This is a genomic window from Micromonospora sp. NPDC047670 (assembly GCF_043204915.1).
Taxonomy (GTDB): Bacteria; Actinomycetota; Actinomycetes; order Mycobacteriales; family Micromonosporaceae; genus Micromonospora.
The window spans coordinates 159,358-184,194 of record NZ_JBIDDA010000012.1 but is presented as its reverse complement, the minus strand read 5'-3'; the positions used below and the strand labels follow the sequence as shown (position 1 = coordinate 184,194).

At 73.8% G+C, this 24,837-nt stretch carries 21 protein-coding genes, 2 tRNA genes and 1 rRNA gene; 7 read left to right on the top strand and 17 right to left on the bottom strand.

The window, feature by feature from the left end:
• Window positions 1–64, bottom strand: a 16S ribosomal RNA gene (locus ACGF7U_RS25255); the annotation flags it as partial.
• Window positions 65–711: 647 nt separating this feature from the next.
• On the opposite strand from ACGF7U_RS25255, the gene ACGF7U_RS25250 reads away from it, so the two are divergent.
• Window positions 712–939: a hypothetical protein gene (locus tag ACGF7U_RS25250; protein ID WP_393110585.1), complete on the top strand. Its 228-nt coding sequence runs from the start codon at window positions 712–714 to the stop codon at window positions 937–939.
• Window positions 940–942: 3 nt separating this feature from the next.
• On the opposite strand, the gene ACGF7U_RS25245 is transcribed toward ACGF7U_RS25250, so the two are convergent.
• From ACGF7U_RS25245 to ACGF7U_RS25220, 6 genes are all read right to left on the bottom strand, one after another.
• Complete coding sequence (locus ACGF7U_RS25245; RefSeq protein WP_393110583.1) at window positions 943–1,740, bottom strand: carbon-nitrogen hydrolase family protein; 798 nt, start codon at window positions 1,738–1,740, stop codon at window positions 943–945.
• 144 nt (window positions 1,741–1,884) lie between these two features.
• Window positions 1,885–3,180, bottom strand: a complete 1,296-nt coding sequence (clpX, locus tag ACGF7U_RS25240; RefSeq protein ID WP_091103948.1) for an ATP-dependent Clp protease ATP-binding subunit ClpX — start codon at window positions 3,178–3,180, stop codon at window positions 1,885–1,887.
• A gap of 205 nt (window positions 3,181–3,385) precedes the next feature.
• Window positions 3,386–4,048, bottom strand: coding sequence for an ATP-dependent Clp protease proteolytic subunit (locus tag ACGF7U_RS25235; protein WP_091103946.1), 663 nt, complete (start codon window positions 4,046–4,048; stop codon window positions 3,386–3,388).
• A gap of 10 nt (window positions 4,049–4,058) precedes the next feature.
• On the bottom strand, window positions 4,059–4,700 hold the full coding sequence (locus ACGF7U_RS25230; protein ID WP_393110581.1) for a ClpP family protease: 642 nt from the start codon (window positions 4,698–4,700) through the stop codon (window positions 4,059–4,061).
• Window positions 4,701–4,868: 168 nt separating this feature from the next.
• The gene (gene tig / locus ACGF7U_RS25225; RefSeq protein WP_393110579.1) at window positions 4,869–6,215 is read right to left on the bottom strand and encodes a trigger factor; all 1,347 of its coding nucleotides are present in this window, start codon (window positions 6,213–6,215) and stop codon (window positions 4,869–4,871) included.
• A 136-nt stretch (window positions 6,216–6,351) separates the two neighbouring features.
• Window positions 6,352–6,425 (bottom strand) — tRNA-Pro (locus tag ACGF7U_RS25220).
• Window positions 6,426–6,754: 329 nt separating this feature from the next.
• Between ACGF7U_RS25220 and ACGF7U_RS25215 the strand changes: the two genes are divergently transcribed.
• Window positions 6,755–6,828, top strand: a tRNA-Gly gene (locus ACGF7U_RS25215).
• 111 nt (window positions 6,829–6,939) lie between these two features.
• Here ACGF7U_RS25215 and ACGF7U_RS25210 read toward each other — a convergent pair.
• The 3 genes from ACGF7U_RS25210 to ACGF7U_RS25200 all read right to left on the bottom strand — a co-directional run bounded on the left by ACGF7U_RS25210 (window position 6,940) and on the right by ACGF7U_RS25200 (window position 8,270).
• Window positions 6,940–7,491, bottom strand: a complete 552-nt coding sequence (locus ACGF7U_RS25210) for a GNAT family N-acetyltransferase (RefSeq protein ID WP_393110577.1) — start codon at window positions 7,489–7,491, stop codon at window positions 6,940–6,942.
• A 139-nt stretch (window positions 7,492–7,630) separates the two neighbouring features.
• Window positions 7,631–8,050 (bottom strand): MmcQ/YjbR family DNA-binding protein, encoded by a 420-nt coding sequence (locus ACGF7U_RS25205; protein ID WP_393110575.1) that lies wholly within the window; start codon window positions 8,048–8,050, stop codon window positions 7,631–7,633.
• A gap of 58 nt (window positions 8,051–8,108) precedes the next feature.
• Window positions 8,109–8,270: a hypothetical protein gene (locus tag ACGF7U_RS25200; protein ID WP_393110573.1), complete on the bottom strand. Its 162-nt coding sequence runs from the start codon at window positions 8,268–8,270 to the stop codon at window positions 8,109–8,111.
• 296 nt (window positions 8,271–8,566) lie between these two features.
• On the opposite strand from ACGF7U_RS25200, the gene ACGF7U_RS25195 reads away from it, so the two are divergent.
• The 3 genes from ACGF7U_RS25195 (at window position 8,567) to ACGF7U_RS25185 (ending at window position 14,252) form a co-directional block, all read left to right on the top strand.
• Window positions 8,567–11,629 carry an Hsp70 family protein gene (locus ACGF7U_RS25195; protein ID WP_393110571.1) on the top strand — a complete coding sequence of 1,021 codons (3,063 nt, stop codon included), beginning with the start codon at window positions 8,567–8,569 and terminating at the stop codon, window positions 11,627–11,629.
• 114 nt (window positions 11,630–11,743) lie between these two features.
• Window positions 11,744–12,970 carry a S8 family peptidase gene (locus ACGF7U_RS25190; protein WP_393110569.1) on the top strand — a complete coding sequence of 409 codons (1,227 nt, stop codon included), beginning with the start codon at window positions 11,744–11,746 and terminating at the stop codon, window positions 12,968–12,970.
• Between the two features lie 181 nt (window positions 12,971–13,151).
• The gene (locus ACGF7U_RS25185) at window positions 13,152–14,252 is read left to right on the top strand and encodes an NAD(P)/FAD-dependent oxidoreductase (protein ID WP_393110566.1); all 1,101 of its coding nucleotides are present in this window, start codon (window positions 13,152–13,154) and stop codon (window positions 14,250–14,252) included.
• 116 nt (window positions 14,253–14,368) lie between these two features.
• On the opposite strand, the gene ACGF7U_RS25180 is transcribed toward ACGF7U_RS25185, so the two are convergent.
• From ACGF7U_RS25180 to ACGF7U_RS25155, 6 genes are all read right to left on the bottom strand, one after another.
• Window positions 14,369–15,541 (bottom strand): MFS transporter, encoded by a 1,173-nt coding sequence (locus ACGF7U_RS25180; RefSeq protein ID WP_393110564.1) that lies wholly within the window; start codon window positions 15,539–15,541, stop codon window positions 14,369–14,371.
• Window positions 15,542–15,553: 12 nt separating this feature from the next.
• On the bottom strand, window positions 15,554–16,411 hold the full coding sequence (locus ACGF7U_RS25175; RefSeq protein WP_393110562.1) for a family 3 encapsulin nanocompartment shell protein: 858 nt from the start codon (window positions 16,409–16,411) through the stop codon (window positions 15,554–15,556).
• Window positions 16,408–17,145, bottom strand: coding sequence for a hypothetical protein (locus ACGF7U_RS25170; protein ID WP_393110560.1), 738 nt, complete (start codon window positions 17,143–17,145; stop codon window positions 16,408–16,410). The genes ACGF7U_RS25175 and ACGF7U_RS25170 overlap by 4 nt, the downstream gene beginning before the upstream one ends.
• A 61-nt stretch (window positions 17,146–17,206) precedes the next feature.
• The gene (locus ACGF7U_RS25165; protein ID WP_393110558.1) at window positions 17,207–18,190 is read right to left on the bottom strand and encodes an aldo/keto reductase; all 984 of its coding nucleotides are present in this window, start codon (window positions 18,188–18,190) and stop codon (window positions 17,207–17,209) included.
• Window positions 18,191–18,234: 44 nt separating this feature from the next.
• The gene (locus ACGF7U_RS25160) at window positions 18,235–21,834 is read right to left on the bottom strand and encodes an amino acid adenylation domain-containing protein (protein ID WP_393110556.1); all 3,600 of its coding nucleotides are present in this window, start codon (window positions 21,832–21,834) and stop codon (window positions 18,235–18,237) included.
• A gap of 445 nt (window positions 21,835–22,279) precedes the next feature.
• Window positions 22,280–23,077 (bottom strand): S1 family peptidase, encoded by a 798-nt coding sequence (locus ACGF7U_RS25155; protein WP_393110554.1) that lies wholly within the window; start codon window positions 23,075–23,077, stop codon window positions 22,280–22,282.
• A 190-nt stretch (window positions 23,078–23,267) separates the two neighbouring features.
• Between ACGF7U_RS25155 and ACGF7U_RS25150 the strand changes: the two genes are divergently transcribed.
• Window positions 23,268–23,534 (top strand): hypothetical protein, encoded by a 267-nt coding sequence (locus tag ACGF7U_RS25150; protein WP_393110552.1) that lies wholly within the window; start codon window positions 23,268–23,270, stop codon window positions 23,532–23,534.
• 150 nt (window positions 23,535–23,684) lie between these two features.
• On the opposite strand, the gene ACGF7U_RS25145 is transcribed toward ACGF7U_RS25150, so the two are convergent.
• Entirely contained in the window at window positions 23,685–24,230 is a 546-nt protein-coding gene (locus tag ACGF7U_RS25145; RefSeq protein ID WP_393110550.1) for a hypothetical protein, read from the bottom strand.
• A 243-nt stretch (window positions 24,231–24,473) separates the two neighbouring features.
• Here ACGF7U_RS25145 and ACGF7U_RS25140 point away from each other — a divergent pair, with 243 nt between their 5' ends.
• Complete coding sequence (locus ACGF7U_RS25140; RefSeq protein WP_393110548.1) at window positions 24,474–24,794, top strand: hypothetical protein; 321 nt, start codon at window positions 24,474–24,476, stop codon at window positions 24,792–24,794.
• Window positions 24,795–24,837 lie beyond the last annotated feature (43 nt).

Sequence of the window (24,837 nt, the reverse complement as noted above, 5' to 3'; positions counted from 1 at the left end):
CGACTTGCATGTGTTAAGCACGCCGCCAGCGTTCGTCCTGAGCCAGGATCAAACTCTCCAACAAAAACTTGTTGAAAAACTGTCCCGACAACAAAAGTGTTGCCAAAGGAATCCAAACCAACAAACCACAAACCATGGCCTGCCAGTCCGGGGTATAAATCAAATTGGCACTGGCTTATCAAGCACCCTGTTGAGTTCTCAAAGAACAACCACACACCAGTCGAGCGTCCCACACTGTGGGATCCCGCTTGGGGCAACTCCTCTACCTTACTCGGTCCGCCTCCCCTGTCAACCTCGCATCCGAGGTGATCATGATGAGGCGTTCCAGATCCACGAGGACGCACGCCGTATGACGGCGGTCGTTGCTGTCGTGGGAAACCGCAGACCGGCCGATCGCCGCTGTGCGGCTCTCCGCCCGGCTCCTGCCGGCTTCAGAACTCTACCCGGTCGGCCTCGCGATCGCAACCCCGTGTTGGAGTGTCCTCGCACCGCCCGGTCCTCAGTCTCGGTCGGCGTCTCCGCCACGAGCCTGGCGCCCGCTCTCGGCCGATTTGTCCGGCCTCCCGCGTGCAGAGAGAAAGTTACGCGGACCGCCCCGAGAAGGCAAATCGGCACCCGTCGCTGCCCGCCCTCCGCCGGCGTACGGTGGTCGCGTACTCGTGATGGCGACACACGGTCCGAACGCGGCTCCGGCGTGCCAGAGTGTCTGGCATGGATGACCTCCCCCGCCCCGGGCCGGCGGTACTCGCCGAGGACGCGCTGCTCGGGCTGCTGCTGCCGTTCTGGCAGTTGGTCATCGGCGCCTTCGTGCTCTTCGTCGTCCTGGTCTCGGTGGCGCGGCTGGCGCGGCGGGGGCGATCCCGGATGACGACCGCCCTCCTGGTCACGGCCGCCGCGATCGCCGGCTTCGCCGTGGTGGGCGTACTCCTGCAGGAGTGAGGACTACAGGCGCCGGTTCGCCAGGCTCGGCAGCTCCGCCCGAATGGTCCGGAGCCGGTCGAGGTCGAGGTCGGCGACGGCCAGGCCCGGGCCGTCGGGCACCTGGGTGAGCACCGTCCCCCAGGGGTCGATCACCATGCTCCGCCCGAAGCAGGTCCGGCCCGGCTCGTGGTCGCCGGTCTGCCCCGCCGCGGCGACGAAGCACTGGTTCTCGATCGCCCGCGCCCGGAGCAGCACCTCCCAGTGGTCCCGCCCGGTGTGCAGCATGAAGGCCGCCGGCACCACCAGCAGGTGGGCGCCGCCCTCGGTGGCGAGCTGCCGGTACAGCTCCGGGAAGCGCAGGTCGTAGCAGATCGACAACCCGACGCGGAGCCCTTCGACGTCGACGACCACCGGCTGGTCGCCCGGCGCGACGGTGGCCGACTCCAGATAGGAGACCCGGCCGGGGATTTCCACGTCGTACAGGTGGATCTTGCGATACGTGGCGGCCAGCGACCCGGAGCGGTCGAAGACCAGGGTGGTGTTCCAGGTGCGGGACGGGTCCGGCCCGCGCTCGTGAACCGATCCGGCGAGAACCCAGATGCCCAGCCGGCGCGCGACGGCGGCGAAGAACTGCCCCACCTCGCCGTCCACCGGCTCCGGCTCGGGCAGGCCGGCGGCGGGGCCGAGGTAGTCGACGTACTCCGGCAGGAGGGCGAGGTCCGCGCCGGCCCCGGCCGCCCGCTCCAGCAGGGCTTCAGCGGCCGCGAGGTTCGCCTTACGGTCGTCCCGGGCGTTCAGCTGGCAGACGGCGACGCGCATGGGGATCAGCGTACGACCGGAACGGGCCACGACGACAGCGGCAGAGGTGGAGCGGTCCCGCCTCCGCTGCCGTCACGGGGCGCACCGACCCCCGACACGCGACCGCGCCCGACCTGGAACGGACGGGCGCGGTCGCGTGGTGGATCAGGCCGACTTCTCCTCGCGGTCCCGCCGGGCGCGCCGGCCGGTGAACTCTCGCGGCACGATCGTCGGGTTGACGTTCTCCAGGACCACCTCGCGGGTGATCAGGACCCGCGCGGCGTCGGGATTGCTCGGCACCTCGTACATCACGGAGAGCAGGACCTCCTCCATGATCGCGCGCAGGCCGCGGGCGCCCGTGCCCCGCAGCATCGCCTGGTCGGCGATCGCCTCCAGCGCCGGCGGCTCGAACTCCAGCTCGACGCCGTCGAGCTCGAAGAGGCGCTGGTACTGCCGGACGAGGGCGTTGCGCGGCTCGGTGAGGATGCGCACCAGTGCGGTGCGGTCGAGGCTGCGCACGTTCGTGATCACGGGGAGCCGGCCGATGAACTCGGGGATCAGCCCGAACTTCAGCATGTCCTCCGGCATGACCTGGCTGAAGATGTCGTCGGTCGACCGCTCGCTGACCGACCGGAGCCGGGCGCCGAAGCCGGTGCCGCCGTGGCCCGTGCGGGCCTCGATGATCTGGTCGAGCCCGGCGAAGGCGCCACCGCAGATGAACAGCACGTTGGTGGTGTCGATCTGGATGAACTCCTGGTGCGGGTGCTTACGCCCGCCCTGCGGCGGCACGTTGGCCACCGTGCCTTCGAGCATCTTGAGCAGCGCCTGCTGGACGCCCTCGCCCGAGACGTCCCGGGTGATCGACGGATTTTCCGACTTGCGGGCGATCTTGTCGACCTCGTCGATGTAGATGATGCCGGTCTCGGCGCGCTTGATGTCGTAGTCGGCGGCCTGGATCAGCTTGAGGAGGATGTTCTCCACGTCCTCGCCGACGTAGCCCGCCTCGGTCAGCGCGGTGGCGTCGGCGATGGCGAACGGCACGTTCAGCATCCGCGCCAGGGTCTGCGCCAGGTGGGTCTTGCCGCACCCCGTCGGACCCAGCAGCAGGATGTTGGACTTGGCCAGCTCGACGGCGTCGCCGCCGGAACCCGGGGCGCCGGCCGCCTCGGCCTGGATCCGCTTGTAGTGGTTGTAGACCGCGACGGCGAGCGCCTTCTTGGCCTGGTCCTGCCCGACGACGTAGTTGTCGAGGAACTGGCAGATCTCCATCGGCTTGGGAAGCTCTTCCCACTTCACCTCGCCGGACTCGGCCAGCTCCTCCTCGATGATCTCGTTACAGAGATCGATGCACTCGTCGCAGATGTAGACCCCTGGGCCCGCGATGAGCTTCTTGACCTGCTTCTGCGACTTGCCGCAGAAGGAGCATTTCAGTAGGTCGCCGCCGTCACCGATCCGTGCCACCTACGTTCTCCCTGCACTCATCGGCCGGAGACCCGGCCCTGACCTGCGGACGGTACGCCGCCCGCCTCGTTCACCCCTGCCGGAGGACCGGCGGAGCGGTACAGACCCGACGTTACCCGCTGGCGGAGGTTTCTCCGACCCCCAAAACGGGTGTGTCAGACGGTCGGCCGGGAGCGGACTCCCGGCCGACCTCGACGCGAACTGCTCAGCTGGCGGCGTTGGCCGCCAGCAGACCCTTCTTGCGGCTGGTGAGGATGGTGTCCACCAGCCCGTACTCCCGGGACTCCTCGGCCGTCATGATCTTGTCACGGTCGATGTCCTTGCGAACCTTGTCGATCGGCTGGTTGCAGTGCCGGGAGAGCATCTCCTCGAGCTGGGTCCGCATCCGCAGGATCTCCCGGGCCTGGATCTCGATGTCCGAGCCCTGCCCGTAGCCACCCTCGGTGGCCGGCTGGTGGATGATGATCCGCGAGTTCGGCAGCGCCATGCGCTTGCCCGGGGTGCCGGCGGCCAGCAGGACGGCCGCGGCGCTCGCGGCCTGACCCAGGCAGACCGTCTGGATGTCCGGCCGGACGTACTGCATGGTGTCGTAGATCGCCGTCATGGCGGTGAACGACCCACCCGGCGAGTTGATGTACATGATGATGTCGCGGTCCGGGTCGGTGCCCTCGAGCGTCAGCAGCTGCGCCATCACGTCGTTGGCCGACGCGTCGTCGACCTGGACGCCGAGGAAGATGATCCGGTCCTCGAAGAGCTTGTTGTAGGGGTTGGACTCCTTGACCCCGTACGACGTGCGCTCGACGAACGACGGCAGGACGTAGCGGTTGTGCACGGCCGCGAACTGCGGCGGCAGGCTCAGGTCGGTCATCGTCAGCTCCTCAGCTCAGGGTCCCGGCGCCTTCCGGAACCTGCGTGGCTCCGGTGATCACCTTGTCGATGAAGCCGTAGTCCATGGCCTCCTGGGCGGTGAACCAACGGTCGCGGTCGGAATCGGCCTCGATCTGCGCCTGGCTCTGCCCGGTGTGGAAGGCGACCCGCTCCTGGAACATCCGCTTGGTGTAGAGCATCTGCTCCGCCTGGATGGCGATGTCGGACGCCGTGCCACCCATGCCGCCCGACGGCTGGTGCATCATGATCCGCGCGTGCGGCAGGGCGTAGCGCTTGCCCTTGGTGCCGGCGCAGAGCAGCAGCTGGCCCATCGAGGCCGCCATGCCCATCGCCACGGTCGACACGTCGTTGTCGATGAACTGCATCGTGTCGTAGATCGCCATGCCGGAGTAGACCGAGCCACCCGGCGAGTTGATCCACAGGTTGATGTCGCGGTCCGGGTCCTCCGCGGCGAGCAGCAGGAGCTGCGCGCAGATGCGGTTGGCGACCTGGTCGGTCACCTCGCTGCCCAGGAAGATGATCCGCTCCTTGAGCAACCGGTTGTAGACCGAGTCATCGAGGTTGCCAATGTTGTCGCCACCGCGGGCCTCGATCGCCCGGAGCGGCATCGCTTGCATGTGCATGTCGGTCATGGCAGCCCTTCGCTCTCCGTACCGTCCTACCCGACACTAACCGCTCAGCCGGGCGGCAGAGTCCCGGTCCGGGCAGTGTTCGCTGACAGCGCAGCCCTGGAGACGTACCCGGAAAAGGGATCGGGCCGCCGTCCACCGCGAGCGGCGGACGGCGGCCTCACCCGACGATCAGTGCTCGTGGTTGTGCTCGGCCTCGTTCGCGGCGCGCAGGGCGTCGAGGGTCACCTCGTTGCCGGCCGAGTCCTTGATCTTGATGCGCTCCATGACCGACGCCAGGGCCTTGCCGCGCCGCACGTCGCCGAAGACGGCGCCGGCCGCGCCGGAGCGGACCAGCTGGTCGTAGTACTGCTGCGGAGCCATCCCGGCGCGCTGCGCCCGGTGGACGATCTCGTGGCCGAACTCGTCGTCGCTGACCTGGACGTCCTCGGCGTCGGCGAGGGTGTCCAGCAGCAGCTGGATCTTGACGCCCTCGGTCGCCGCCTCGGTCAGCTCGGCGTCGATCTGCTCCTCGGTCTTCTCCTCGGCGGCGAGGTATTCCTCCAGGGAGGCCCCGATGCGCTCGAGCTGGTCGACCATCGCCTGCTTGCGGCTCTCGACCTCCTCGCGGACGACGCCCTCCGGCGCCGGCACCTCGGCGGCCGCGACGAGCTGCTCCAGGGCCTTGTCGCGGGCGGCGTAGATCTGCTCGACCCGCTTGCCCCGGGTGACCCGCTCGCGCAGGTCGCCGCGCAGCTCCTCGATGGTGTCGAACTCGCTCGCCATCTGGGCGAAGTCGTCGTCCAGCTCCGGCAGCTCCTTCTCCTTGACCGTGCGGACGGTCACCGCCACCTCGGCGTCCCGGCCGGCGAAGTCGCCGCCGACGAGCTGGGTGGTGAAGGTGGTGCTCTCGCCGGCCGCCAGGCCGACGACGGCCTCGTCCAGGCCCGGGAGGAGCTGCTTGCTGCCGACCTCGTGGGAGATGTTGCTCGCCTGGCCGCCCGGCACGTCCTCGCCGTCGACGGTCGCGTTCAGGTCGATCTGGACGTAGTCGCCCTCCTGGGCGGCCCGCTCGACGGTCTTCAGGGTGGCGAACCGCTCGCGCAGGCTCTTCACCTGCTCGTCGATCTCGCTGTCGTCGATCTGCAACTCGTCGACGGTCACCTCGATGGTGGCCGGATCCGGCAGGGTGATCTCCGGGCGGACGTCGACCTCGGCGGTGAAGTTGAGCGAGTCACCGTCGTTGAACTCGGTGATCTCGACCTCGGGACGGCCGAGCGTCTTCAGGTCGTGCTCGCGGACCGCGGCGAGGATGTTCTGCGGGATGGCCTCCTGGACCGCCTCGTTGAGGACGGTGCCCCGGCCGACCCGCTGGTCGATCACGGCGGCCGGAACCTTGCCCTTGCGGAAGCCGGGAACCTGGACCTGCTGCCCGATCTCCCGGTACGCCTTCTTGAGGCTCGGCTCGAGCTCGACGAACGGCACCTCGATGGCGAGCCGCACGCGCGTCGGGCTCAGAGTCTCGACGGTGCTCTTCACAGGCGTACTCCTTGACGGATCTCGTTTTGAGTCTGGGCGCAATTAGCCCATCGAGTGTAGGCGAGCCGGCCGGGCGCACCGGCAGCGGCCGGGGACCGCACGGAGGGCGACCCCGGCGACCGGCCGCGGACGACAGTCGGGGTGGCGGGATTTGAACCCACGGCCCCTCGCTCCCAAAGCGAGTGCGCTACCAAGCTGCGCCACACCCCGTGGCGACGAGCAGTCTATGCGGTCGCGCCCCGCGTGACGTGCCGGGGCGTCACCCAACGCGCCGAACGGGGACCAACCGGACACGGAGCCCTCCACCCACCCGCCCCCGCACTCGCCGCCCCCCGCCCTGCGGGCGACCCACCGCTAGCCGCCCGCGCCGAGGGCTGGAGGTCGCAACTTCCGGGAAAGAGTGGCCTCCTGGGCGACGGGAGGGGACTGTTTCCCGCAAGGTGCGCGGATCTTGGGGTCGACCGGCACGGGATACGGCTGAGCGCGCGGCGCGGGCATTGGGTACGCTGTCGGCGCATCCCGCAGCGTCGGGGTGCGCCGCGGGCGTAGCTCAATGGCAGAGCTTCAGTCTTCCAAACTGACGGTGCGGGTTCGATTCCCGTCGCCCGCTCCAACGGCCTCCGGCCCAGGTCACAGGACGCATCCCCCGACCCTGCGCCGGTCGGCCACTTCCCCGCTCCGATCTTGCGGGCGATCCGTGCGCCACTAGCTGCTCTGAGGGCCCCTACGACGGGCCCGCCGGGCCATCCGCCGGTCCATCGCCGAGGCGGAGTTGATCGAATGGCGCGGTCGCGGGCTCATCGAGGCGCAGGATCGTCTCCTCGATCTCAGCGTTCCGCCCGTTGGCGAAGGACGTCTCCGTGCCTGTGATCGCGAAACCCGCTCTCCGCAGCACCTTCAGCGATCCCACGTTGTCGCTCGCGACGCGGGCGAACATGGGCCGGACGTGAACCGATTCCAAGAGGAGGGCCAGCGCTCGGGAAGCGATGCGCTGTCCCCAGAACGACCTGTCGATCCAGTAGGTAACCTCGGTGTCGCCGTCGATCACGAAGCTGGCGATGCTGCCGACGAGCCGTCCACCGAGCGTGATAACGCGGTTTGTGGCGTCGGGTGATGCCCTGATCTTCGCCATGTGAGCATCGAAAGCGGAGCGATCATCGGGATCCTCGGCGGTGAAGGCCGCCATCCGGACCGACTCGGGATCCCGCATCTGTTCGAACAGCGCGTCGAGGTCGGAGTCGTCGATCGGTCGCAGCGCTACCTCAGGCTCAGCCACAAGCGCCCCCAGCTTGATCCGGCATCCATCGGTGGGGAAACATACCGACAGCATCCGACAGTCTGTGGCGATCCCACGTCCGCATCTGTCGCCGATGACGCGCTCGGCCGACGTGGGGTGGACGACCGAGCGCTGTGGATCAGCTGGTCGGCGAGGAAAGAGCGGCCCGGGCGACAAGGAACTTCGGGGCCATCTCGCAGTAGCTGTCGGTGATCAGTTCGGCGATCTCGGTCCAGTCGGTGTGGTCACCGAGGACGGCGCCGGCAACGTTACGGCCCCACTCGGCACGGAAGAACGGGAAGCCGTTGGCGGTCAGGCCGAGCAGGTCGTTGGCGGGCACGCGAAACGTCATCAGGATCAGCGCCCCGCCGGCGACCAGATGTCGGGGGTACGCCGAGTGACGTTCCTGTCGCGGCGTGTAGACGTGGGCGAACGTCCGCGTGCGGATCCGCCAACGGACGCCGATCCAGGCCGGCTCCTCGCACGCCTCGGGCAGCCGTCGGCAGATCGGCCGCAGCTCATCCAGGATCTCCGGTGGTACGTCGCCGGGGCCGGACACAGGCCGACAGTAACGGGTCGTCAACGAACTGCGCGCGCCGGTCGCTCGCCGCCGGCGGTCAGGCAAGTAGCGCCCGGAGCTGCCCTGTCCCGTCCAGCACCTCGGCGCGGTGCCTGCCGTCCGTGATCCACGCCGGCAAGCGCTCAACCAGGGTCTGGCTTCCCATGTGCCGGCCGCGTTCCCGCAACCGAGCGGACACGTACGCCTCCAGCAGGTTCACGTGCTCTGCGTTGTACGCCCAGAGCACACGCCCACGGCACCGGGTCGACAACCAGAGCGGCAGGCCGAAGTAGGGGTCGTTCGGGCCCGAGAACCCAGGGAAGGCGCGCGCGTCGTTCGCGAGGCGAGGAGCTTCCCAGAGGTCGGTGTACGCGCACCCGAGACAACTGAGCCGACGACGCAGCCAGACATCGTGCCGAGCACCGTCGGCCAGCGTCAGGGCGAGATCGTCGCCGGTGCGGGTGCTGCGTACGATGCGGGGCCGGGCATCCCCTCGTCCCGCGGAGGTATCGGCAGATGGCAGGCCAGCACGAGGGGTACGCCCTCGGCGTCGACCTCGGCACGTCCCACACCGTCGCCGTGCTGCGCCGGCCGGACGGGCACACCCGTCCCCTGCTGGTGGACGGGCAGCCGATCATCCCCTCCGGCGTGTACGCCGACGCGGACGGGCTGCTGCACGCCGGTCGGGACGCCCAGCGGCTGGCCCGCACCGATCCGGGCCGGTACGAGCCGAACCCGAAGCGGCGCATCGACGAGCCCTCGGTGGCGCTGGGCGACCGCCGGTACCCGCCGGCAGAACTGCTGGCCGCGACGCTGCACGCGGTGGCCCGGGCGGCCGTCGAGGCGGTCGGCTTCCTGCCCCCGGCGGTGCTCACCTGCCCGGCGACGTGGGACGCGGCCCGACGCCAGGTGCTCGCCGACGCCCTGGCCGTCGCCGGGTGGCCGTCGGCGGCCGAGCACACCCTCTCCGGCCCCACGCCGCCGGGCACCAGGCTGCTGCGGGAACCGGTGGCGGCGGCCCGCTACTACGCCCAGGTGCTGCGCCGGCCGGTGCCGGTCGGCGCGGCCATCGCGGTGTTCGACTTCGGCGCCGGCACGCTCGACGTCGCCGTGCTGCGCAACGAGGGCGCCGACCCGTGGGGTGACTCGGGGTTCACGGTCGTCGCCGCGGGGGGCGCCGACGACCTCGGCGGGCTGGACGTCGACGCGGCCCTGCTGGGCCGGCTGGGCGAGCTGGTCGCCGGCGACCACCCGGCGCAGTGGCAGCGGCTGAACCGGCCGACGTCCGCGACGCGGTGGCGGGAGCGGCACGAGCTGTGGGAGAACGTCCGGGGCGCGAAGGAGATGCTGTCCCGCGTCACGGCCGCGCCGGTCGCCGTGCCGGGGGTGGAGGCTGCCGTCACGCTCACCCGCGAGGACCTGGAGCGGGTGGCCGCGCCGCTGCTCGGCCGGGCCGTGGCGGTGACCCGGGACGTGATCGGGGCGGCCGGCCTCGACCCGCAGCAGCTCGCCGGTCTGTTCCTGGTCGGTGGCGCCACCCGGATGCCGATGGTGGCCCGGCTGCTGCACGCCGAGTTGGGCGTGGCCCCGACCGTGCTGGAGCAGCCGGAGCTGCCCGTGGCCGAGGGGGCGCTGACCGACCTGCCGCTGCCCCGGCGGGCCCGCACCGCCGCCTTCGCCGCGCCCGCCTTCGCCGCGCCGGAGCAGGCCGGACCCGCCGCGTCCCCGCCGGCCGCCGCCGCACCGCCGCAGCCGGGACCGGCCGCGGCGCTCCAGCCCGGATCCGCCGTGCCGGCGCAGCCCGAGCCCGCCGGCCCGGTGGGGCCCACGCCGACCGTCGCGGCCGGGCCGGAGGGCGTCACGCCGGCCCTGCCCGCGGGACTGGCGCCGACCCTGCTCGCGGGTGCGGCGGCCACGCCGACCGTGCCCGCCGCACCGCCGCCGGCCGCGCCGTACGGACCACCGGCCGCCGCGCCCGCGCGACCCGGGCCCGGCGCCACGCCGGCCGAGGGCCAGGCGCCGTCCGGGCCGCCGGGCGCCGCGCCCGCCGGTCAGGGCGGCCAGCCGCCGGGCGTACCCGCGCCGCCCCATCCCGGAGGGTGGGCACCCCCGGCGACCGGGCCCGCCGGGGCGGGCGGGGCACCGGCGGGGTGGCCGGGCGTACCGGTCTCCGGCACGCCGGTGTCGCCGCCGGCCGGCGGCAGCCGGACCGGGTCGGCGCTCCCCCGCCGCAGGGCGCTGTGGATCACGGTCGGCGCCGTCGCCGCCCTCGCGGGCGTGGTGACCGCGGCGGTGCTGTACCTGACGCGGGACCGCTACCCCGCCCTGGAGTTCCGGACCTCCTTCGGCGAACCGACGCGGGTGGCCGCCGGCGCGGAGCGGCCGGCGGCGATGTTCACCGCGCTGCTCGGCGACCGGGCGTACCTCGCGCACCCGCTCGACGACGGGCGGCTGGAGGTGGTGGCGGTCGACGCCGACACCGGCAGGGTGAAGTGGCGAAGGCAGACGACGGTCTCCGCCGAGCGCTGGAAGGGCATCGTCGCGCTGCCCGACCGGGTCGCGCTCTTCGCCGACGCCATCGGCGACGACACCCCCCGGGACCTCGTGCTGCTCGACGGCCGCTCCGGCGAGCAACGGTGGCACCGGCCGATCCGGGGCGACGACGACGTCCTCTTCGGCGAGGACGTCGCGGTGCTGGTCGACCGGGGCGGCAAGCGGCTGGTCGGGCTGCGCCTGAGCGACGGCGGGGAGACCTGGGCGCGGGACAGCCCGCGCGACGAGTACGGCGGCGCCCGCACCAGCGTCCACCCGGTCACCACGGACGAGGCGCTGGGCGGCCCGGCCTTCGTCGACGGCTCCCCTCGTGACCCGTGGCGGGGCGAGGTCCGCCGGATCGTGCAGGTGGGCGCGGACCGTTCCGTCCGGGTACTCGACATGGGCAGCGGCCGCATCGTGCACAGCCGCGCCGGCGTGGCCGACCAGGACGACCTGGTGGTGGCGCACGAGGACCGCCTCTACGTCGCCCGCGACGAGGCCAACTACCAGCTGCTCGCGTACGAGCTGACGACCGACGCCCAGCCGAGGGTGCTGCACACCGCGGCGGACGACCGGAAGCGGCCGGAGGCGCTGGTGCCCTGCGGCGAGCACCGGGCGTGCCTGCTGGAGTCCACCGGCGGCGCGGACGAGAGCACCGAGGTGGTGACGGCGACGGAGAAGAGGGTGGCCCACTGGCCGGCGCCGGGGGCGACCAGGCTGGTGCCGCTCGGCGAGCACCTGCTCGTCCGGCGTATCTCCCCGGAGTCGGTCAGCACGCTGTTCGACCCCGACGGTCGCGCCGTGCTGCGGGACCGGCGCGGGGTGGCGGTCCGGCTCGACGCGGGCAACCTGCTGGTCTTCGCCGACCCGCCGAGCCCGGTCGAGGACGACCGCAGCGTCGCCGGGGTCGCGGCCGGCTCCGGCGCCGTCGCCGAGATGGGCCAGCTGGCGGACGTTCGCAGCGAGACGTGTTCGTGGAACACCAGCGTCATCGCCTGCGGCGCCGGGAAGGACTTCGTGCTCTACCGGTTCGCCGACGGTTAGCGGATCCCGGACAGTAATTTAGATCGATCAATGTAACCGATAATCTCCTCTCAACGGCGCCGCCCCGCGCTCCCGGTCACGAGCCGGCGCGGGGCCGACAGGAGGAGGACCGGCATGACACTTCCCCGTACCCGGCGGTGGCGGGCCCGCGCGGTGGGCGCACTCGCCCTCGCCGCCACGCTCGTCGCCACGACCGGCGCCCCGGCCACCGCGGCCCCCGGCGGCACGGTCCTGCACGCCGACGACCCGGCCGCCGTGACGGACGGCTACGTCGTGGTGCTCAGGGACGACAGCGTGGGCCGGCGCGCCGGCGACCGGCAGGCCGCGGTCCGCGGCGTCGCCGAGCGGCTGGCCGACCGCCACGGCGCCTCCCTCGGCCGCGTCTACGGCCACGCGCTCACCGGCTTCGAGGCGCGCCTGTCGGAGCGGGCGGCCCGTCGGCTCGCCGCCGACCCGGCCGTGGCGTACGTGGAGCGCGACCGGGTAGTCACCCTCGTCGGGCCGGGCGTCCAGCTCAACCCGCCGTCCTGGGGCCTGGACCGGATCGACCAGCGCGGCCTCCCGCTCGACGGCCGGTACGCCTACCCGAACACCGCGCACAACGTGCACGCGTACGTCATCGACACGGGCCTGCGGCGCACCCACGGCGACTTCGGCGGCCGGGCCGGCGTGGGGGTCGACCTCGTCGACGGCGGCCCGGCGGACGACTGCAACGGCCACGGCACCCACCTGGCCGGCACGATCGGCGGCACCCGGCACGGGGTGGCCAAGGAGGTCCAGTTGCGCCCGGTGCGGGTGCTCAACTGCTCCGGCAGCGGCACCATCTCCCAGGTGATCGCGGGGGTGGACTGGGTGACCGCGAACGCCGTCCGGCCGGCGGTGGCGCTGCTGGCGCTCGGCGGCGGGGCCAGCACCGCCCTGGACGCCGCGGTGAACCGGTCGATCGCGTCCGGCGTCACCTACGCGGTCACGGCCGGCAGTTCGAACGCCAACGCCTGCAACTACTCCCCCGCCCGGGTGCCGGCGGCGCTCACCGTGGCCGGCACCACCGCCACCGACGCCCGGATGCCGAGCGGCAACCACGGCAGCTGCCTGGACCTGTACGCACCCGGCGCCAACATCACCTCCACCTGGCACACCAGCGACACGGCGGTGACGATCCTGAGCGGCGGGTCGATGGCCGCCGCGCACGTCGCCGGGTGCGCCGCGCTCGCCCTCTCGGCCAATCCCACCTGGAGTCCGGCCCAGGTGGCGGCCCACCTGACCGGCAGGGCGACCACCGGAGTGGTCACCGGCGTGGTCGCCGGCACGCCGAACCGCCTGCTCTACTGCGGCCCCTGATCCCACCCGGCACCGGCCGCCCCGCGCCCTCCGCGCGGCCCGTCGACCGGCGGGCCGCGCGCCATCCCCGGCCCGTCGACCGGCGGACGGACACGGCCGCCCCGCGCCCCGCGGACGTGAAGCGGCATCGACATCCGTCGACCGTTGCCCCCGGCGCTCGTAGCGATTACCGTCGATACCGGTGACGATCGACTACGTGGTCATCGGCGGGGGCATCGCGGGCGCCAGCGCCGGACACCACCTCGCCGCGTACGGCAGCGTGCTGCTGGCCGAGATGGAGCGCGTCCCCGGCCAGCACTCCACCGGCCGCTCGGCCGCCCTGTTCTCCGAGTACTACGGCGGGCCGGCGGTGCGCGCGCTGACCCGCGCCAGCCGGGGCTTCCTCACCGCGCCGCCGCCGGGGTTCGCCGACCACCCGCTGCTCACCCCGCGCGGCGTGCTGACCCTCTGCCCGCCCGGCGGCGAGGACGAGTTCGACGCGGCGCTGCGCGACGGGGCCGACGTCGACCCGCCGGCCCGCGAGATCGACCTCGCCGACCTGCCCCGGTACTGCCCCGTCGTGCGGCCCGGCTGGTGCCGACGGGCGATGGTCAAGCCCGCCGCCCGGGACCTCGACGTCGCCGCGCTGCACCAGGGCTACCTCCGGGGGATCCGCGCGGCCGGCGGGCGGGTGGTCTGCGACGCCCGGGTGCGCCGGTTGCGGCGGACCGCCGGGGCGTGGCGGGTCACCACCGACGCCGGCGAGTTCACCGCCCGGGTCGTCGTCAACGCGGCGGGCGCCTGGGCCGACGAACTCGCCGTCGCGGCCGGCGTACGGCCGGTGGGGCTGACCCCACTGCGGCGCACCGCCTTCCTGGTGGACGCGCCGGCCGGCGTGCCGGCGACACGGTGGCCCATGGTCGCCGACGTGGCCGGCACCTTCTACTTCAAGCCGGAGTCCGGCCGCCTGCTGGTGTCCCCGTCCGACGCCACCCCGGCTCCGCCCGGGGACGCCCGCCCCGACGACCTCGACGTGGCGATCGGCGCCGAACGGGTGCAGGAGGCCACCACGCTGTCCTTCCGCCGGGTCCACCGGGCCTGGGCCGGTCTGCGGACCGCCGCCCCCGACGACGTGCCGGTGATCGGCCCGGCGACGGACGCGCCGGACTTCCTCTGGCTGGCCGGGCTCAGCGGCTACGGCGTCCAGACGGCACCCGCGTCCGGCGCGCTGCTCGCCGCGCTGGCGGCCGGCGCCCCGCCCCCCGTCGACCCCGCGCCGTACTCACCCGCCCGCCTCGCCTGACCCCCGGCCGGGCGACCGCCAGCCGGGGCCCAGCCCGACGAGCGGGCGGACGCCGACCGGGCGGCCGTCGGCCCGGCCGCTGCCCGACGAGCGCGCGGACACCGACCGGGCGGCCGTCAGCCGGGGCGCTGGCCGACGAGCGAGCGCCGGGGCAGCATCGTCCACGCCGAGATGCCCGCCGACACCAGCGCCGCGACCAGCATCACCTGGAAGACCGCCGGGTAGCCGGCCGCGCTGGCGACGAGGCCGGCCAGCGGCGCCCCGCCCACCAGGCCGATGTCCCAGAACGAGGTGAACGCGCCGAGCGCCGCCCCCTGGTGCGCCGGGTCGGTGCGGTTGATCACCAGCAGGGCCAACGCCGGGAAGAGCAGGGAGAGCCCGGCGCCGATCACCAGCCCTCCGACGACCGCGACCAGCAGGTTCGGCGCGACCGCCACCAGGAGCAGCCCCACCGCCTCCACCAGGGCCGAGCCGACGGCCACCCGGCCGGCGCCGAGCTTGTCGGGCAGCCCGCCCACGAACAGCCGGACCCCGACGTAGGTGAAGCCGAACGCGTTGAACGCGGCGATGCCGTTCTCGATGCCCCGGTCGGCCAGGTGCAGGGCGACGAACGCGGCCAGCGCGGCGTAGCCGAAGCCGGCCAGGGAGAGCGCGACGCCCGGTGCCACCGCGCTGCGCGGCAGGATGCCGGCCCGGCCCTTCGGCGTCGGCTGCGCCGGCCGCGGGCGGGCGGCGACGAGCGCGGCCCCGGCGGCCGCCGTCAGGATCGCGAAGAGCCACACGGCGGGGTACCCGCCCGAGGTGCGCAGCAGCACCGCCCCGAGCAGCGCGCCGAGCGTGATGCCCAGCCACATGTGGATGCCGTACAGGCCGACGACGCGGCCCCGCCGGTCGGCTGGCGCCAGGGCCACCAGCCAGGCGGCGCCGGCGGTGTAGACGGCCGCCTCGCCCACGCCGTGCAGGATCCGGACGCCGACCAGCACCGCGACGTTGTCGGCCACCAGGTAGGCCGCGCCGGCGGCCGCGCAGACCGCCGCCCCGGCGAGCATCACCGTCCGGTACCCGTGCCGGTCGCCGAGCCGACCCGCGATGGGCCGCGCGATCACGGCGGAGACCGCGATCGCGGCGATCACCACGCCCACCTCGACCCGGTTGCCGTCGAGCTCGTCGAGGACGTAGAAGGGCAGCACGGCCAGGGACGCGCCCACGCCGAGCAGGCACAGGAAGATGGCGCCGAAGAGCGGCACGATGGGCCGGTAGAACGAGAGTTTCCCGCCGGTCGTGGTCATGCGGCGACGCTCCTAGGCCGGTACGACGTGGAAGAAGTGGGTCGGCAGGTGCACGGCCAGGCCCTCGTGGATCTCGGCGCAGACGGCCGGGCCGTCGGTGGCGAAGGTGCCCGGCGGCGGGGTGCCGACGCGGATCGCGGAGCGGCCGGCGTCCAGCAGGCGCGCCGCCATCGCGAAGTCGCCCACCACCGCCTCGCCCGGCGCCACCATCCGGGTACGACTGATCAGGACGCCGTTGCGGTGCAGGTCCGCCAGGAGCGCGTCGCGCCCGAGCAGGTGGGTGTAGTAGTCCCTCGGGTTCACGATCATCGCGTGTGGGGTGGCGCCGGTCTGCTCGATCTCGTCGCAGGCGGCGAGCAGGCCGGTCAGCCAGTCGTGCCGGTACGGCAGCCGCCCGATCTCCGGGTGCCGCAGCAGGCCGTGCTCGCCGATGGTCAGCGCCTGGTTCTCCGCCGTGGCGAGGCGGACCAGCAGCCGGTAGTCGATGAAGACGGCCAGCCCCTCCGGGTCGTCGGCGAGTTCCTCGGGGATGCGCACCCAGGCCCGGATCGGGTGCACGCCGGCCGTGGCGGTGCCGAACCGGAAGGCCGCCTCGCGGCGCAGGCCCGACTCGCGCACCGCGGCGGCCTCCCCGGCGTCGGGCCGGCCCTCGCACCAGAACCGCACCGGCTCCATCCCGACGGACCGCTTGCGGAACAGGTTGCGGACGGTCACCCGGGGGCGTTCCTTGGTCGGCTGGAAGGCGTCCGTGATGGTGTAGTCGAAGCGCACCTCGGCGCCGGCGGGGTCGGCGGCGTACGCGCGGGCGAACTCCTCGCCGGGCGACAGGGTCGCCGACGCGGTCACGGGCGGCGCGGCGGTGGTGGTCATGAGTCCTCCCCGATGGAGATGGCGTGCCGGATCAGCCGCTGGTAGAAGGGCTGGTGGTGGTCGTGGTACGACCGCAGGGTGTCGTTGTTCTCGACGGTCACCGCGAAGGACTTGGCGACCGGCGAGAAGCCCGAGGTGCGCTCGACGTCGAGGTGCCACTTGCGGGTACGCCGCCACTCGGCGCGCTCCCCCGGCGCCCAGTTCAGCGCCTCCGGCCGGAACGGCAGCCCCACGGCGGCGCACCAGGCCGCCACCGTGTCCCCCGGGCGGCGCAGCAGGTCCTCGGCCCGGATCACCACCGGCGGCCGGCGCGCGGTCCGGCGGACCAGGTCGAACAGCTCCCACTGGTGCTCGAAGCCGATCTCTGGGCAGGTCACCGTGGGCTTGATCGCGTAGTGCGAGCTGATCGTGCGGGCCGGCTCCCGGACGATGAAGGTGTGCGTGACGTCGGCGATCGCCTCGGGATCGTCGAACAGGTGCCGGTACCGGTATTCCAGGGTGTCCTTGACGAAGACCGTCCGGTCCCGGCCCAGCGCGTTCAGGTGCGCGACGACGTCGGCCGGGTCGGTCACGGTGACGGTGCCGCCGTCGGCGGTGGGCAGGTCGACGTGCCCCTCGTCGACGAGGGTGACCAGCGGCTCGTGGACGACCGTCACGTCACCCCGGGCGATCATCATGCGCAGGAACGCGGTGGAGAGCGCGCGGGGATGCGCCCACATGGCGATCACCGGCATGCCGGCCCCCCGTACCGCCACACCCGCGGGACCGGCGCGGCGCCGGCGCGGCGCACGGGCCTCACTGGGACCACCAGGTGGGCTTGCGGTCCCAGCGGTGGGCGCGCAGCCGCTCCAGCAGCCCCGCCGCCAGCGGCGCGCCGTCGCTGACCGCCAGGTTGGCGCGGACGTGCTCGACCCGGCGCATGCCGGGGATCACCGTGCTCACCGCCGGGTGGTGCAGGATGAACCGCAGGGCCAACTCCGGCATGGTCATCCCCGGCGGCACGTCGGCGGCCAGCCGCTCGGCGCGCTCCACGCTGGGCAGCAGGTTCTCCGGGCCGAAGTACGTGCTGCGCCAGTCCTCCTCCGGCCAGGTGCTGTCGGCGGTCAGGGTGCCGGTCAGCGTGCCCTCGTCGAACGGGACGCGGGCGATGATCCCGATGTCGTCGCGCTGGGCGCGCGGGAGCAACTCGTCCTCGGGCGCCTGGTCGAAGATGTTGTAGATGACCTGGATGACGTCGATCAGCCCGGTGTCGAGGGCGGCGTGGCAGTTCGTCGGCTCCCACCGGTTGACGCTGATGCCGACGCCGTCGACCACGCCCTCCTTCTTGAGGCCCGCGACGGCCTCCTGCCAGCGGCCGTCGGCGGCCCAGCGGTCCTCCCAGACGTGGAACTGGAGCAGGTCGATGCGGTCCACCCCCAGGTTCTCCAGGCTGCGGTGGGTGTACTCGCGGATGTGGTCGACCGGGAAGACGTCGTCCAGGGTGTCCTGCGGGCCGGGCGGCCACTCCCGGTTCTTCGGCGGGATCTTGGTGGCCAGGTAGAGCCGGCGGTCCGGGTGCCGGCGCACCAGGGCGCCCAGCAGCCGCTCGCTGACGCCCCGCCCGTAGACCCAGGCGGTGTCGAAGAAGTTGCAGCCCCGTTCCACCGCCTCGTCGAGGCAGGCCGGCGCGGTGTCGTAGTCCCAGCCGGTGAAGCCGCCGGGACCGCCCCCGATGCCCCACATCCCGTACCCGACCTCGCTGACCTGCCAGCCGAGCCGACCCATCCTGCGGTATCGCATCCCACTCCCTCATCCGTGCCGGTCGCCGCGCCGCGCGCGGCTGGTCACCCTGGTCCCGCCGGCAGCAGTAGCCGGTCGGTCTCCCGCCGCTCGTGCTCGCCCAGCCACGCCCGGTAGGCGTCGACGGACGGGCCGAGCCGGTGGTCGGTGAAGCCCCGGCGCCGTTCCAGCTCGGCGCAGCCGTCGCGGCGGAACAGCCGGGGATTGTCGGTGAGCAGCGTCGCGAAGACCGCCCGCAGCCGCTGCTCGTCGGCGGCGCCGGGCGGGAAGAGCGCGAGCAGCACGGCGGCGGCCCGGTCGCCGTCGGTCGCCGCCTCGCGCAGCGCCGCCACGAAGCGCACGCAGCTCACCCGGGGCAGGGCGTGCGCGCCGGCCAGTGGCAGGTCGGTGAAGTCGACGCTGACCGGGTGCAGCACGTGCAGGGTGCCGCCCCACAGCCGCGGGTCGACGACGGTGGCGGCGATCCGCCGGGCGGCCCAGTCCACCGGCGTCCAGTCGGAGCGGACCGGCGCGTCGGGGCGCATCCGCAGCCGGTGGCAGGCGGCCAGCAGCAGGTGGGTCAGCGCCCGGGGGTTGGGCACCCCGTCGTCGGCGGCCGGCATCACCTCGCCGAGGCGCAGCACGGTGACGGTGGCGCCGCGCCGTCGGGCCTCGGCGAGATACCGCTCCGCCACCCACTTCGACCGGCTGTAGCCGCTGGTCGGCGCGACGGCGAGGGCCGGGTCGCAGTCCTCCGGCAGGGGGTCGGTGCGGCGGGCGGCCTCGGTGTCGAGGACGCCGAGGGTGGAGACGTGGTGCAGCGGCTTCGGCCGGCCGGTGAGCGCCAGCCGGAGCAGCTCGGCCGTGCCGAGGACGTTCGCCTGGCGGTGGGCCCGGTAGTCGAACAGGAAGTTGACCAGGGCCCCGGCGTGCAGCACGAGGTCGCAGTCGTGGGCGAGCCGGGCCCAGGCGTCCGGGTCCAGGCCGAGGGCCGGCCGGGCCAGGTCGGCGGCGTACCCGCGCAGGCGCGGGGTGTGGCCGGGACGCCACAGGCCCCGCTCGGTCAGCGCCCGGACCACCCGGGCGGTGGCCCCGGCGTCGTCGCCGGCGCGGGCGAGGCACAGCACCCGGACGTCGGTGGTGGCGAGCAGTTCGTGGACCAGCCGCGCGCCGACGAACCCGGTGGCGCCGGTGACCAGGACGGTGCGCGGCGACCGGCGCCGGGCCACGGGACGCACCGGCAGGTCGGCCGGGACGGACGCGTCGCGTTCGACCAGCTCCGCCTCGGTCTCGGCGGATTCGGCCGCGCCCAGCCGCGCGGCAATCGTCCGGGCGAGGCGGGCGGCGGTGGGGTGGGCGAAGAGGTCCTGCACGCCGACCCGGACGCGGTGGTCGGCACCGAGCGCGGTCACCACGTCGAGGGCCTGGAGCGAGTCGCCCCCGGCGTCGAGGAAGTCGGTGTCCGGGCCGAGGTCCGGCCGGCCGAGCACGCTCCGGAACACCGCCAGCACCCGGTCCGGCAGCGTACGCGCCTCGGCGCGCGCGGCGGACGCCCGCGCCCGCTCGGCGAGCGTACGGTCGAGCCAGGTCTCCAACGCCCGCCGGTCGACCTTGCCGTTGCCGGTCAGCGGCAGCGCGTCGCGCACCACGACGTGCCGGGGGACGTGCGGCCGGGGCAGCAGCCGGCGCAGGTGCGCCCGCAGCGCCGGCTCGGTCACCTCCGGGTCGGCGGCGACGAAGAGGGCCAGCGACTTCGCCCGGCCCTCCCGGGCCAGCAGCACCTTCGCCTGCCGCACCCCGGACAGGCGGGTGGCGGCGGTCTCGATCTCGCCCGCCTCGATCCGCACGCCGTTGACCTTGAGCTGGAAGTCGCGACGGCCGGCGAAGTGCAGCCGGCCGTCGGCGGCGAGGCGGCCGAGGTCTCCGGTGCGGTAGAGCCGGGAGCCGGGGATGCCGGGCAGCGGGTTGGGAACGAACACCTCGGCGGTGCGGGCCGGGTCGCCGAGGTAGCCCTCGCCGAGGCAGACCCCGCCGATGACGATCTCACCCGTCGCGCCGGGCGGCAGGGGACGCAGCTCGGCGTCCACCACGGCCGCGTAGCAGTTGTCGATGGGCCGGCCGATGGGGATGACGTCGCCGTCGGACCGGGTGACGGTGTGGAAGACCATGCCGATGGAGGCTTCGGTCGGGCCGTACCCGTTGGTGGCCGACACCCCCGGCACCAGGTCCGCCAGGCGGTGCACCGCCCACGGGTCGATCTCCTCACCGCCGACGATCACGTGCCGCAGGGTGGCGACGGCGCGGCGGGCGGACGGGTCCCGGTCCAGGACCGACACGAGCGCGCCGAGCACGCTCGGCACGAAGTCGGTCATCGTGACGGCCTCGTCGGCGATGGTCCGGACGGTCCGTTCGACGTCGAGGAAGCCGCCCTCGACGGGCACCACCACCCGACCGCCGGTGGTCAGCGGCCAGAACATCTGCCAGACCGACGAGTCGAAGGTGTGCCGGCTGTTCTGCAGCACCACCTCCGTGCCGGTGGCCGCGAAGTAGCGGGTCATGAACCGGAACCGGTTGGCGATGCCGTCGTGCCGGTTGACCGCGCACTTCGGGGTGCCGGTGGTGCCGGAGGTGAAGATGCCGTAGATCAGGTCGCCGGGGCCGACGGGCACGCCGGGCCGGCGGCGGGTCGGGGTGACGGCGTCGAGATCCACCGTTAGGCAGGGGACGTCCCCGGTGCCGGGGCGCGGGTCGCCGCCGCGGACCACGGCGAGCCGGGGGCGGATCACCCGCAGCGACGCGCGCAGCCGGTCCGCCGGCCAGCCGGGGTCGACGGGCACGAAGGCCGCGCCGAGCTTCATCAGCGCCAGGTCGACGACGGGCAGTTCGAGGCCGTCGGCGAGCAGGACGGGCACCACGTCGCCCCGGCCGACGCCCCGGGCGGCGAGGGCGGCGGCGACGCCGTTGGCCAGGTCGTCCAGTTCCCGGTAGGTCAGCGAGCGCCCTCGGAAGGACACCGCCCGGCGGTGCGGATGCAGGTCGACGCGGTCTTCGATCATGCGGGGCACCGCGACGAAGGGCCCGTCGTCGTGCCGGCGGCCGGCGGCCCCGTCGACCAGCGCCCGGGAGGCGGGCCCGAGGGCCGGCGCCGCCGACGTGGGCAGCGCCGGGTCGGCGAGCAGGGCGGCGAGCAGTTCGGCGTACATCTCCGCCACGGCGGCGCCGCCGGCCGACCACGGGTCGTCGGCGGCGCAGTGGAGCACGACCGCGACGGCAGCGTCGGTGACGTCGGCGGTGAGCAGCACCGGCGGGACGCCGGCGGAGGACGCGGGCGACCCGCCGTCGAGCAGCACGAGGACGTGGTCGGCGCCCTCGTGGTCGAGGGCGGCGGCGCACGCGCGGAGCGTGGCGCGGGCCCGGTCGCCGGGCATCCGGTGCACCCGCGCCGGCCAGGCCGGCAGGTCGAGCACCGCCGCGCCGGCCCGGACCCGCACCGGCGCCTGGCGGCCCAGCCGGTCGAGCAGCTCCACGGCGGCCAGGGCGGCCGTGGCCGCCCGGTCGTCCGCGGGCTGCGGCCCGGCGGCCGCCGGGCGGGTGGCGGTGTACCGGTACGTCGACCCGTCCGAGACGGGAACCGGTGCCGCGCACCCGCTGTCGCCCGACCTCATCACGCCTCCTGTCCCGAGCCCGCGCGGCTGTCCCGTTGCCAGCCGCGGACGGAGCCGAGCCGGCCCGACGCACGCCGACAGTGATCGGCGCTGGTCGATGGCCGGCCGTTGGTCATGGACATTAGAGGGCTGATCGACCGTAGGGAATATGCAACTTTCTGCTACATCGATGGCGATCACTTTCAGGAGTGGCGGCGGGTCGGCACCCCACCGGACGCCCGACCGTCCGGGAAATCCGCCCGCGACCAGGCGATCCTCCGCGCACGGCCGGCCCCGGGCGGAGATTCCCCACCCGCCGCCGCCGGGGCGCCCCGGTCGCGGCGGAGCCGCGCGGGCCACCCGCTTCACCCGGCCGAGCAGGGCCGATCACCTCCGGTAGCCGCCGGAGCGGACACGCGGGGACCCGACCGGCAGGCCGGTCGGGTCCCCGCGTGTCGTCGTGCGATCAGCCGCCGAGGCTCGCCGCCGCCGAGGCGATCGCCGGGGCGAAGGTGCTCACCTGGGTGTAGACGCCGGGATAGTTGGGCCGCGCGCAGCCGTTGCCCCAGCTCGTGATCCCGACCTGGATCCAGGCGTTGCTCGCGTCCCGCCGGAACATCGGGCCGCCCGAGTCGCCCTGGCAGGTGTCGACGCCGCCGCTGGCGTAGCCCGCGCAGATCTCCTCGCTCGCGATGATCTGGCCGCCGTAGTACGAGTTGCAGGTGGCGTCGCTGACGAACGGCACGGTGGCCTTGCGCAGGTAGCGCTGCTGCGCGCCACCCTCCCGGGTGGCACCCCACCCGGCGATAGTGAAGGTGCCGTTGTCGTACGCGGTGCTGGTGGCGATCTTGAGCGTGGGGAGCGTGGTCACCGGGGTCGCCAGGCGGATCAGGGCCCAGTCCTTGCCGTTGCCGTTGTAGCCGGGCGCGCGGTAGACGTAGTTGGACCGCACCTGGATCCGGCTCGACGACTGGAGGTCGACCACGCCGAGGGTGGCGGTGATGCTGGTGTTGGCGCCGGTCCCGCCGACACAGTGCGCGGCGGTCAGCACCAGCCGCGGGCTGTAGAGGGACCCGCCGCAGCCCATCGAGAGCCGGACCATGAAGGGGAACTCGCCCTGCGCCGCCAGGGTCCCGCCGACGACGTACGGGGTCACGTCGGACGCGGGCTTGGCGCCGGCCGGCACGGCCAGGACGAACGAGCCTGCGGTGATCGCCACCAACGCGGCGGCCAACCGCCCGACGAGTCTGCGCCAACGGACCATGGGAGCCTCCCCAACCTTCGCGGCGCGCGGGGTCGACGCGCCGGCAACCGATGGCGGGATCCTATGGACGTTTATCGATGAGCGGCAATGTCGCGGATCATCCCGCGTCGGTCATACCACCGGCACCGGGCGACGCCCCCGGGCGGGTGACGTCCGTTTTGCGGTGGGACGGCCCGGGTACCGCAGCCTCATGGACACGAACACGAAGGCATACCTGGTCGGCGGACCCCGGGACGGCAGCACCATCGACGCGGGCGGCGACGCCCTCGTGGAGGTGGAGATCGACGGCATGATGCACCGCTACATCCGCACGACGAAGCAGCACGGCGAGGACGGCACGATCTACAACTACGACGGCATGGTCGCGCCGGACGGCGGACAGCCGGGCGTCGAGGACCCGGCGGCCCGGGTGGCCTCCCCGAAGGCGGACGCGGAGGGGCACGGCGGCAAGCACTGACCGGCAGGTCAGCCCGGCCGGGGCGCGGATGAACCGCGGCCGGCCGGGTAAGCAGCCGCCGACCTGGTGGGGTGGAGAACGACCGGGGTCGCGGCACCCCGCGACCGGACGCGCGGGCGGGCGGCGGAGCCGACCCGCCCGGGCGTGCGGTCAGTTCCCGCTGATCCAGTTCCAGGCGGACACGACCCACTCGGTCTGTTGCAGGTAGGCGATGCCCAGGCCGGTCAGGAAGACCGCCGTGACCAGGTGCGCCCCCCGCGCGCTGCGCCGCACCCGGCCCAGCTGCCGCTCCAGCACCACCCGGCCCAGCAGCCGGGCCAGCGCGAAGAGGCCGGCCGCCACCAGCAGGCTGAGCACGAAGATCAACAGCGGCCCGGCCAGGTCGCCCCCGCCGGAGATCGCCCAGATCCCCCAGCAGACGAACGCGAAGAGCGCGCCGGCGGCGCTCCACTCGCCGCCGCGCTTGAGCTGCGCGACGTGCCAGCTCAGCGGCCGCCGCGGCGCCGGCTCGCCGGGCCAGCCCGTGCCGGTCGGCTCCTGCTCCACGACAGGGAACGGTTCGGTGCGCGGAGTCCGGGGCTGCCCGACCGAGGCCACCCCCCGCCGGTACGCGTCCCGCTGCGGCGGCACCCCGACACCGGGCTGCGGCGGCACCTCGACGGTCCGCTCGGCCCACGGCTGTGTCTGGTCGGCCATCTCGTCCCCTCCCCTGGACCGATGGCGGCCACCGGCCGCCGTCCGGTTCCGAGGGTAGCCAGCCGGCAAATCGGTAGCCGAGCCCGCACCGATCTGCGCACAGCGGCGTGACGAATCCCCCACTTCCGGTCGCGGCGCTCCGGCCGTGGGCCTCGGCGAACCGGCCGGGCTCCTCGGGCACCTCAGGACAGCAGGTGGGGCGGGCGGGCGGCGGGGGTGGGCCACGGGCGGTACGGTCGGCTGATGGGGGACGTGGAGCGACGGCGACGCCGGCTACGGCACTCGGGCGGCGACCCGGGCGCGACCGACGGGCCGCAGGCGGCCACCGCCGGCGTGCACGACGGCGCCGATCCCCCGCGCGCTCGCCGGGGCGGCCCGGGCGACGAGGGCGAGCGCGGCCTGCGCGGGCTGGTGGGCTCCGGCTCGTCCCAGGTGAGCGTGACGGCCGCGATGCGGGCCCGCGACGCCGCCCGACCGACCGACGAGGACCTGGCCGCGGCCGAGGAACGCGTGGTGGTCATCCGCCGGAACTGGACCCCCCGCGAGGACCTGCCCCGCCGTTGACGTCGCCGCCCGGCTGCCACCACGGGCCGCGGTGTGGGCCCCG

Bases quoted from the DNA above. Each gene is read 5' to 3' on its own strand.
- ACGF7U_RS25145 (WP_393110550.1), bottom strand. From the start codon at position 24,230: ATGGCCGACCAGACACAGCCGTGGGCCGAGCGGACCGTCGAGGTGCCG.
- ACGF7U_RS25180 (WP_393110564.1), bottom strand. From the start codon at position 15,541: ATGACCACGACCGGCGGGAAACTCTCGTTCTACCGGCCCATCGTGCCG.
- ACGF7U_RS25165 (WP_393110558.1), bottom strand. From the start codon at position 18,190: ATGCGATACCGCAGGATGGGTCGGCTCGGCTGGCAGGTCAGCGAGGTC.
- ACGF7U_RS25150 (WP_393110552.1), top strand. From the start codon at position 23,268: ATGGACACGAACACGAAGGCATACCTGGTCGGCGGACCCCGGGACGGC.
- ACGF7U_RS25230 (WP_393110581.1), bottom strand. From the start codon at position 4,700: ATGACCGACATGCACATGCAAGCGATGCCGCTCCGGGCGATCGAGGCC.
- ACGF7U_RS25170 (WP_393110560.1), bottom strand. From the start codon at position 17,145: ATGCCGGTGATCGCCATGTGGGCGCATCCCCGCGCGCTCTCCACCGCG.
- ACGF7U_RS25245 (WP_393110583.1), bottom strand. From the start codon at position 1,740: ATGCGCGTCGCCGTCTGCCAGCTGAACGCCCGGGACGACCGTAAGGCG.
- ACGF7U_RS25235 (WP_091103946.1), bottom strand. From the start codon at position 4,048: ATGACCGACCTGAGCCTGCCGCCGCAGTTCGCGGCCGTGCACAACCGC.
- ACGF7U_RS25250 (WP_393110585.1), top strand. From the start codon at position 712: ATGGATGACCTCCCCCGCCCCGGGCCGGCGGTACTCGCCGAGGACGCG.
- ACGF7U_RS25155 (WP_393110554.1), bottom strand. From the start codon at position 23,077: ATGGTCCGTTGGCGCAGACTCGTCGGGCGGTTGGCCGCCGCGTTGGTG.
- ACGF7U_RS25190 (WP_393110569.1), top strand. From the start codon at position 11,744: ATGACACTTCCCCGTACCCGGCGGTGGCGGGCCCGCGCGGTGGGCGCA.
- ACGF7U_RS25175 (WP_393110562.1), bottom strand. From the start codon at position 16,411: ATGACCACCACCGCCGCGCCGCCCGTGACCGCGTCGGCGACCCTGTCG.
- ACGF7U_RS25140 (WP_393110548.1), top strand. From the start codon at position 24,474: ATGGGGGACGTGGAGCGACGGCGACGCCGGCTACGGCACTCGGGCGGC.
- ACGF7U_RS25195 (WP_393110571.1), top strand. From the start codon at position 8,567: ATGGCAGGCCAGCACGAGGGGTACGCCCTCGGCGTCGACCTCGGCACG.
- ACGF7U_RS25160 (WP_393110556.1), bottom strand. From the start codon at position 21,834: ATGAGGTCGGGCGACAGCGGGTGCGCGGCACCGGTTCCCGTCTCGGAC.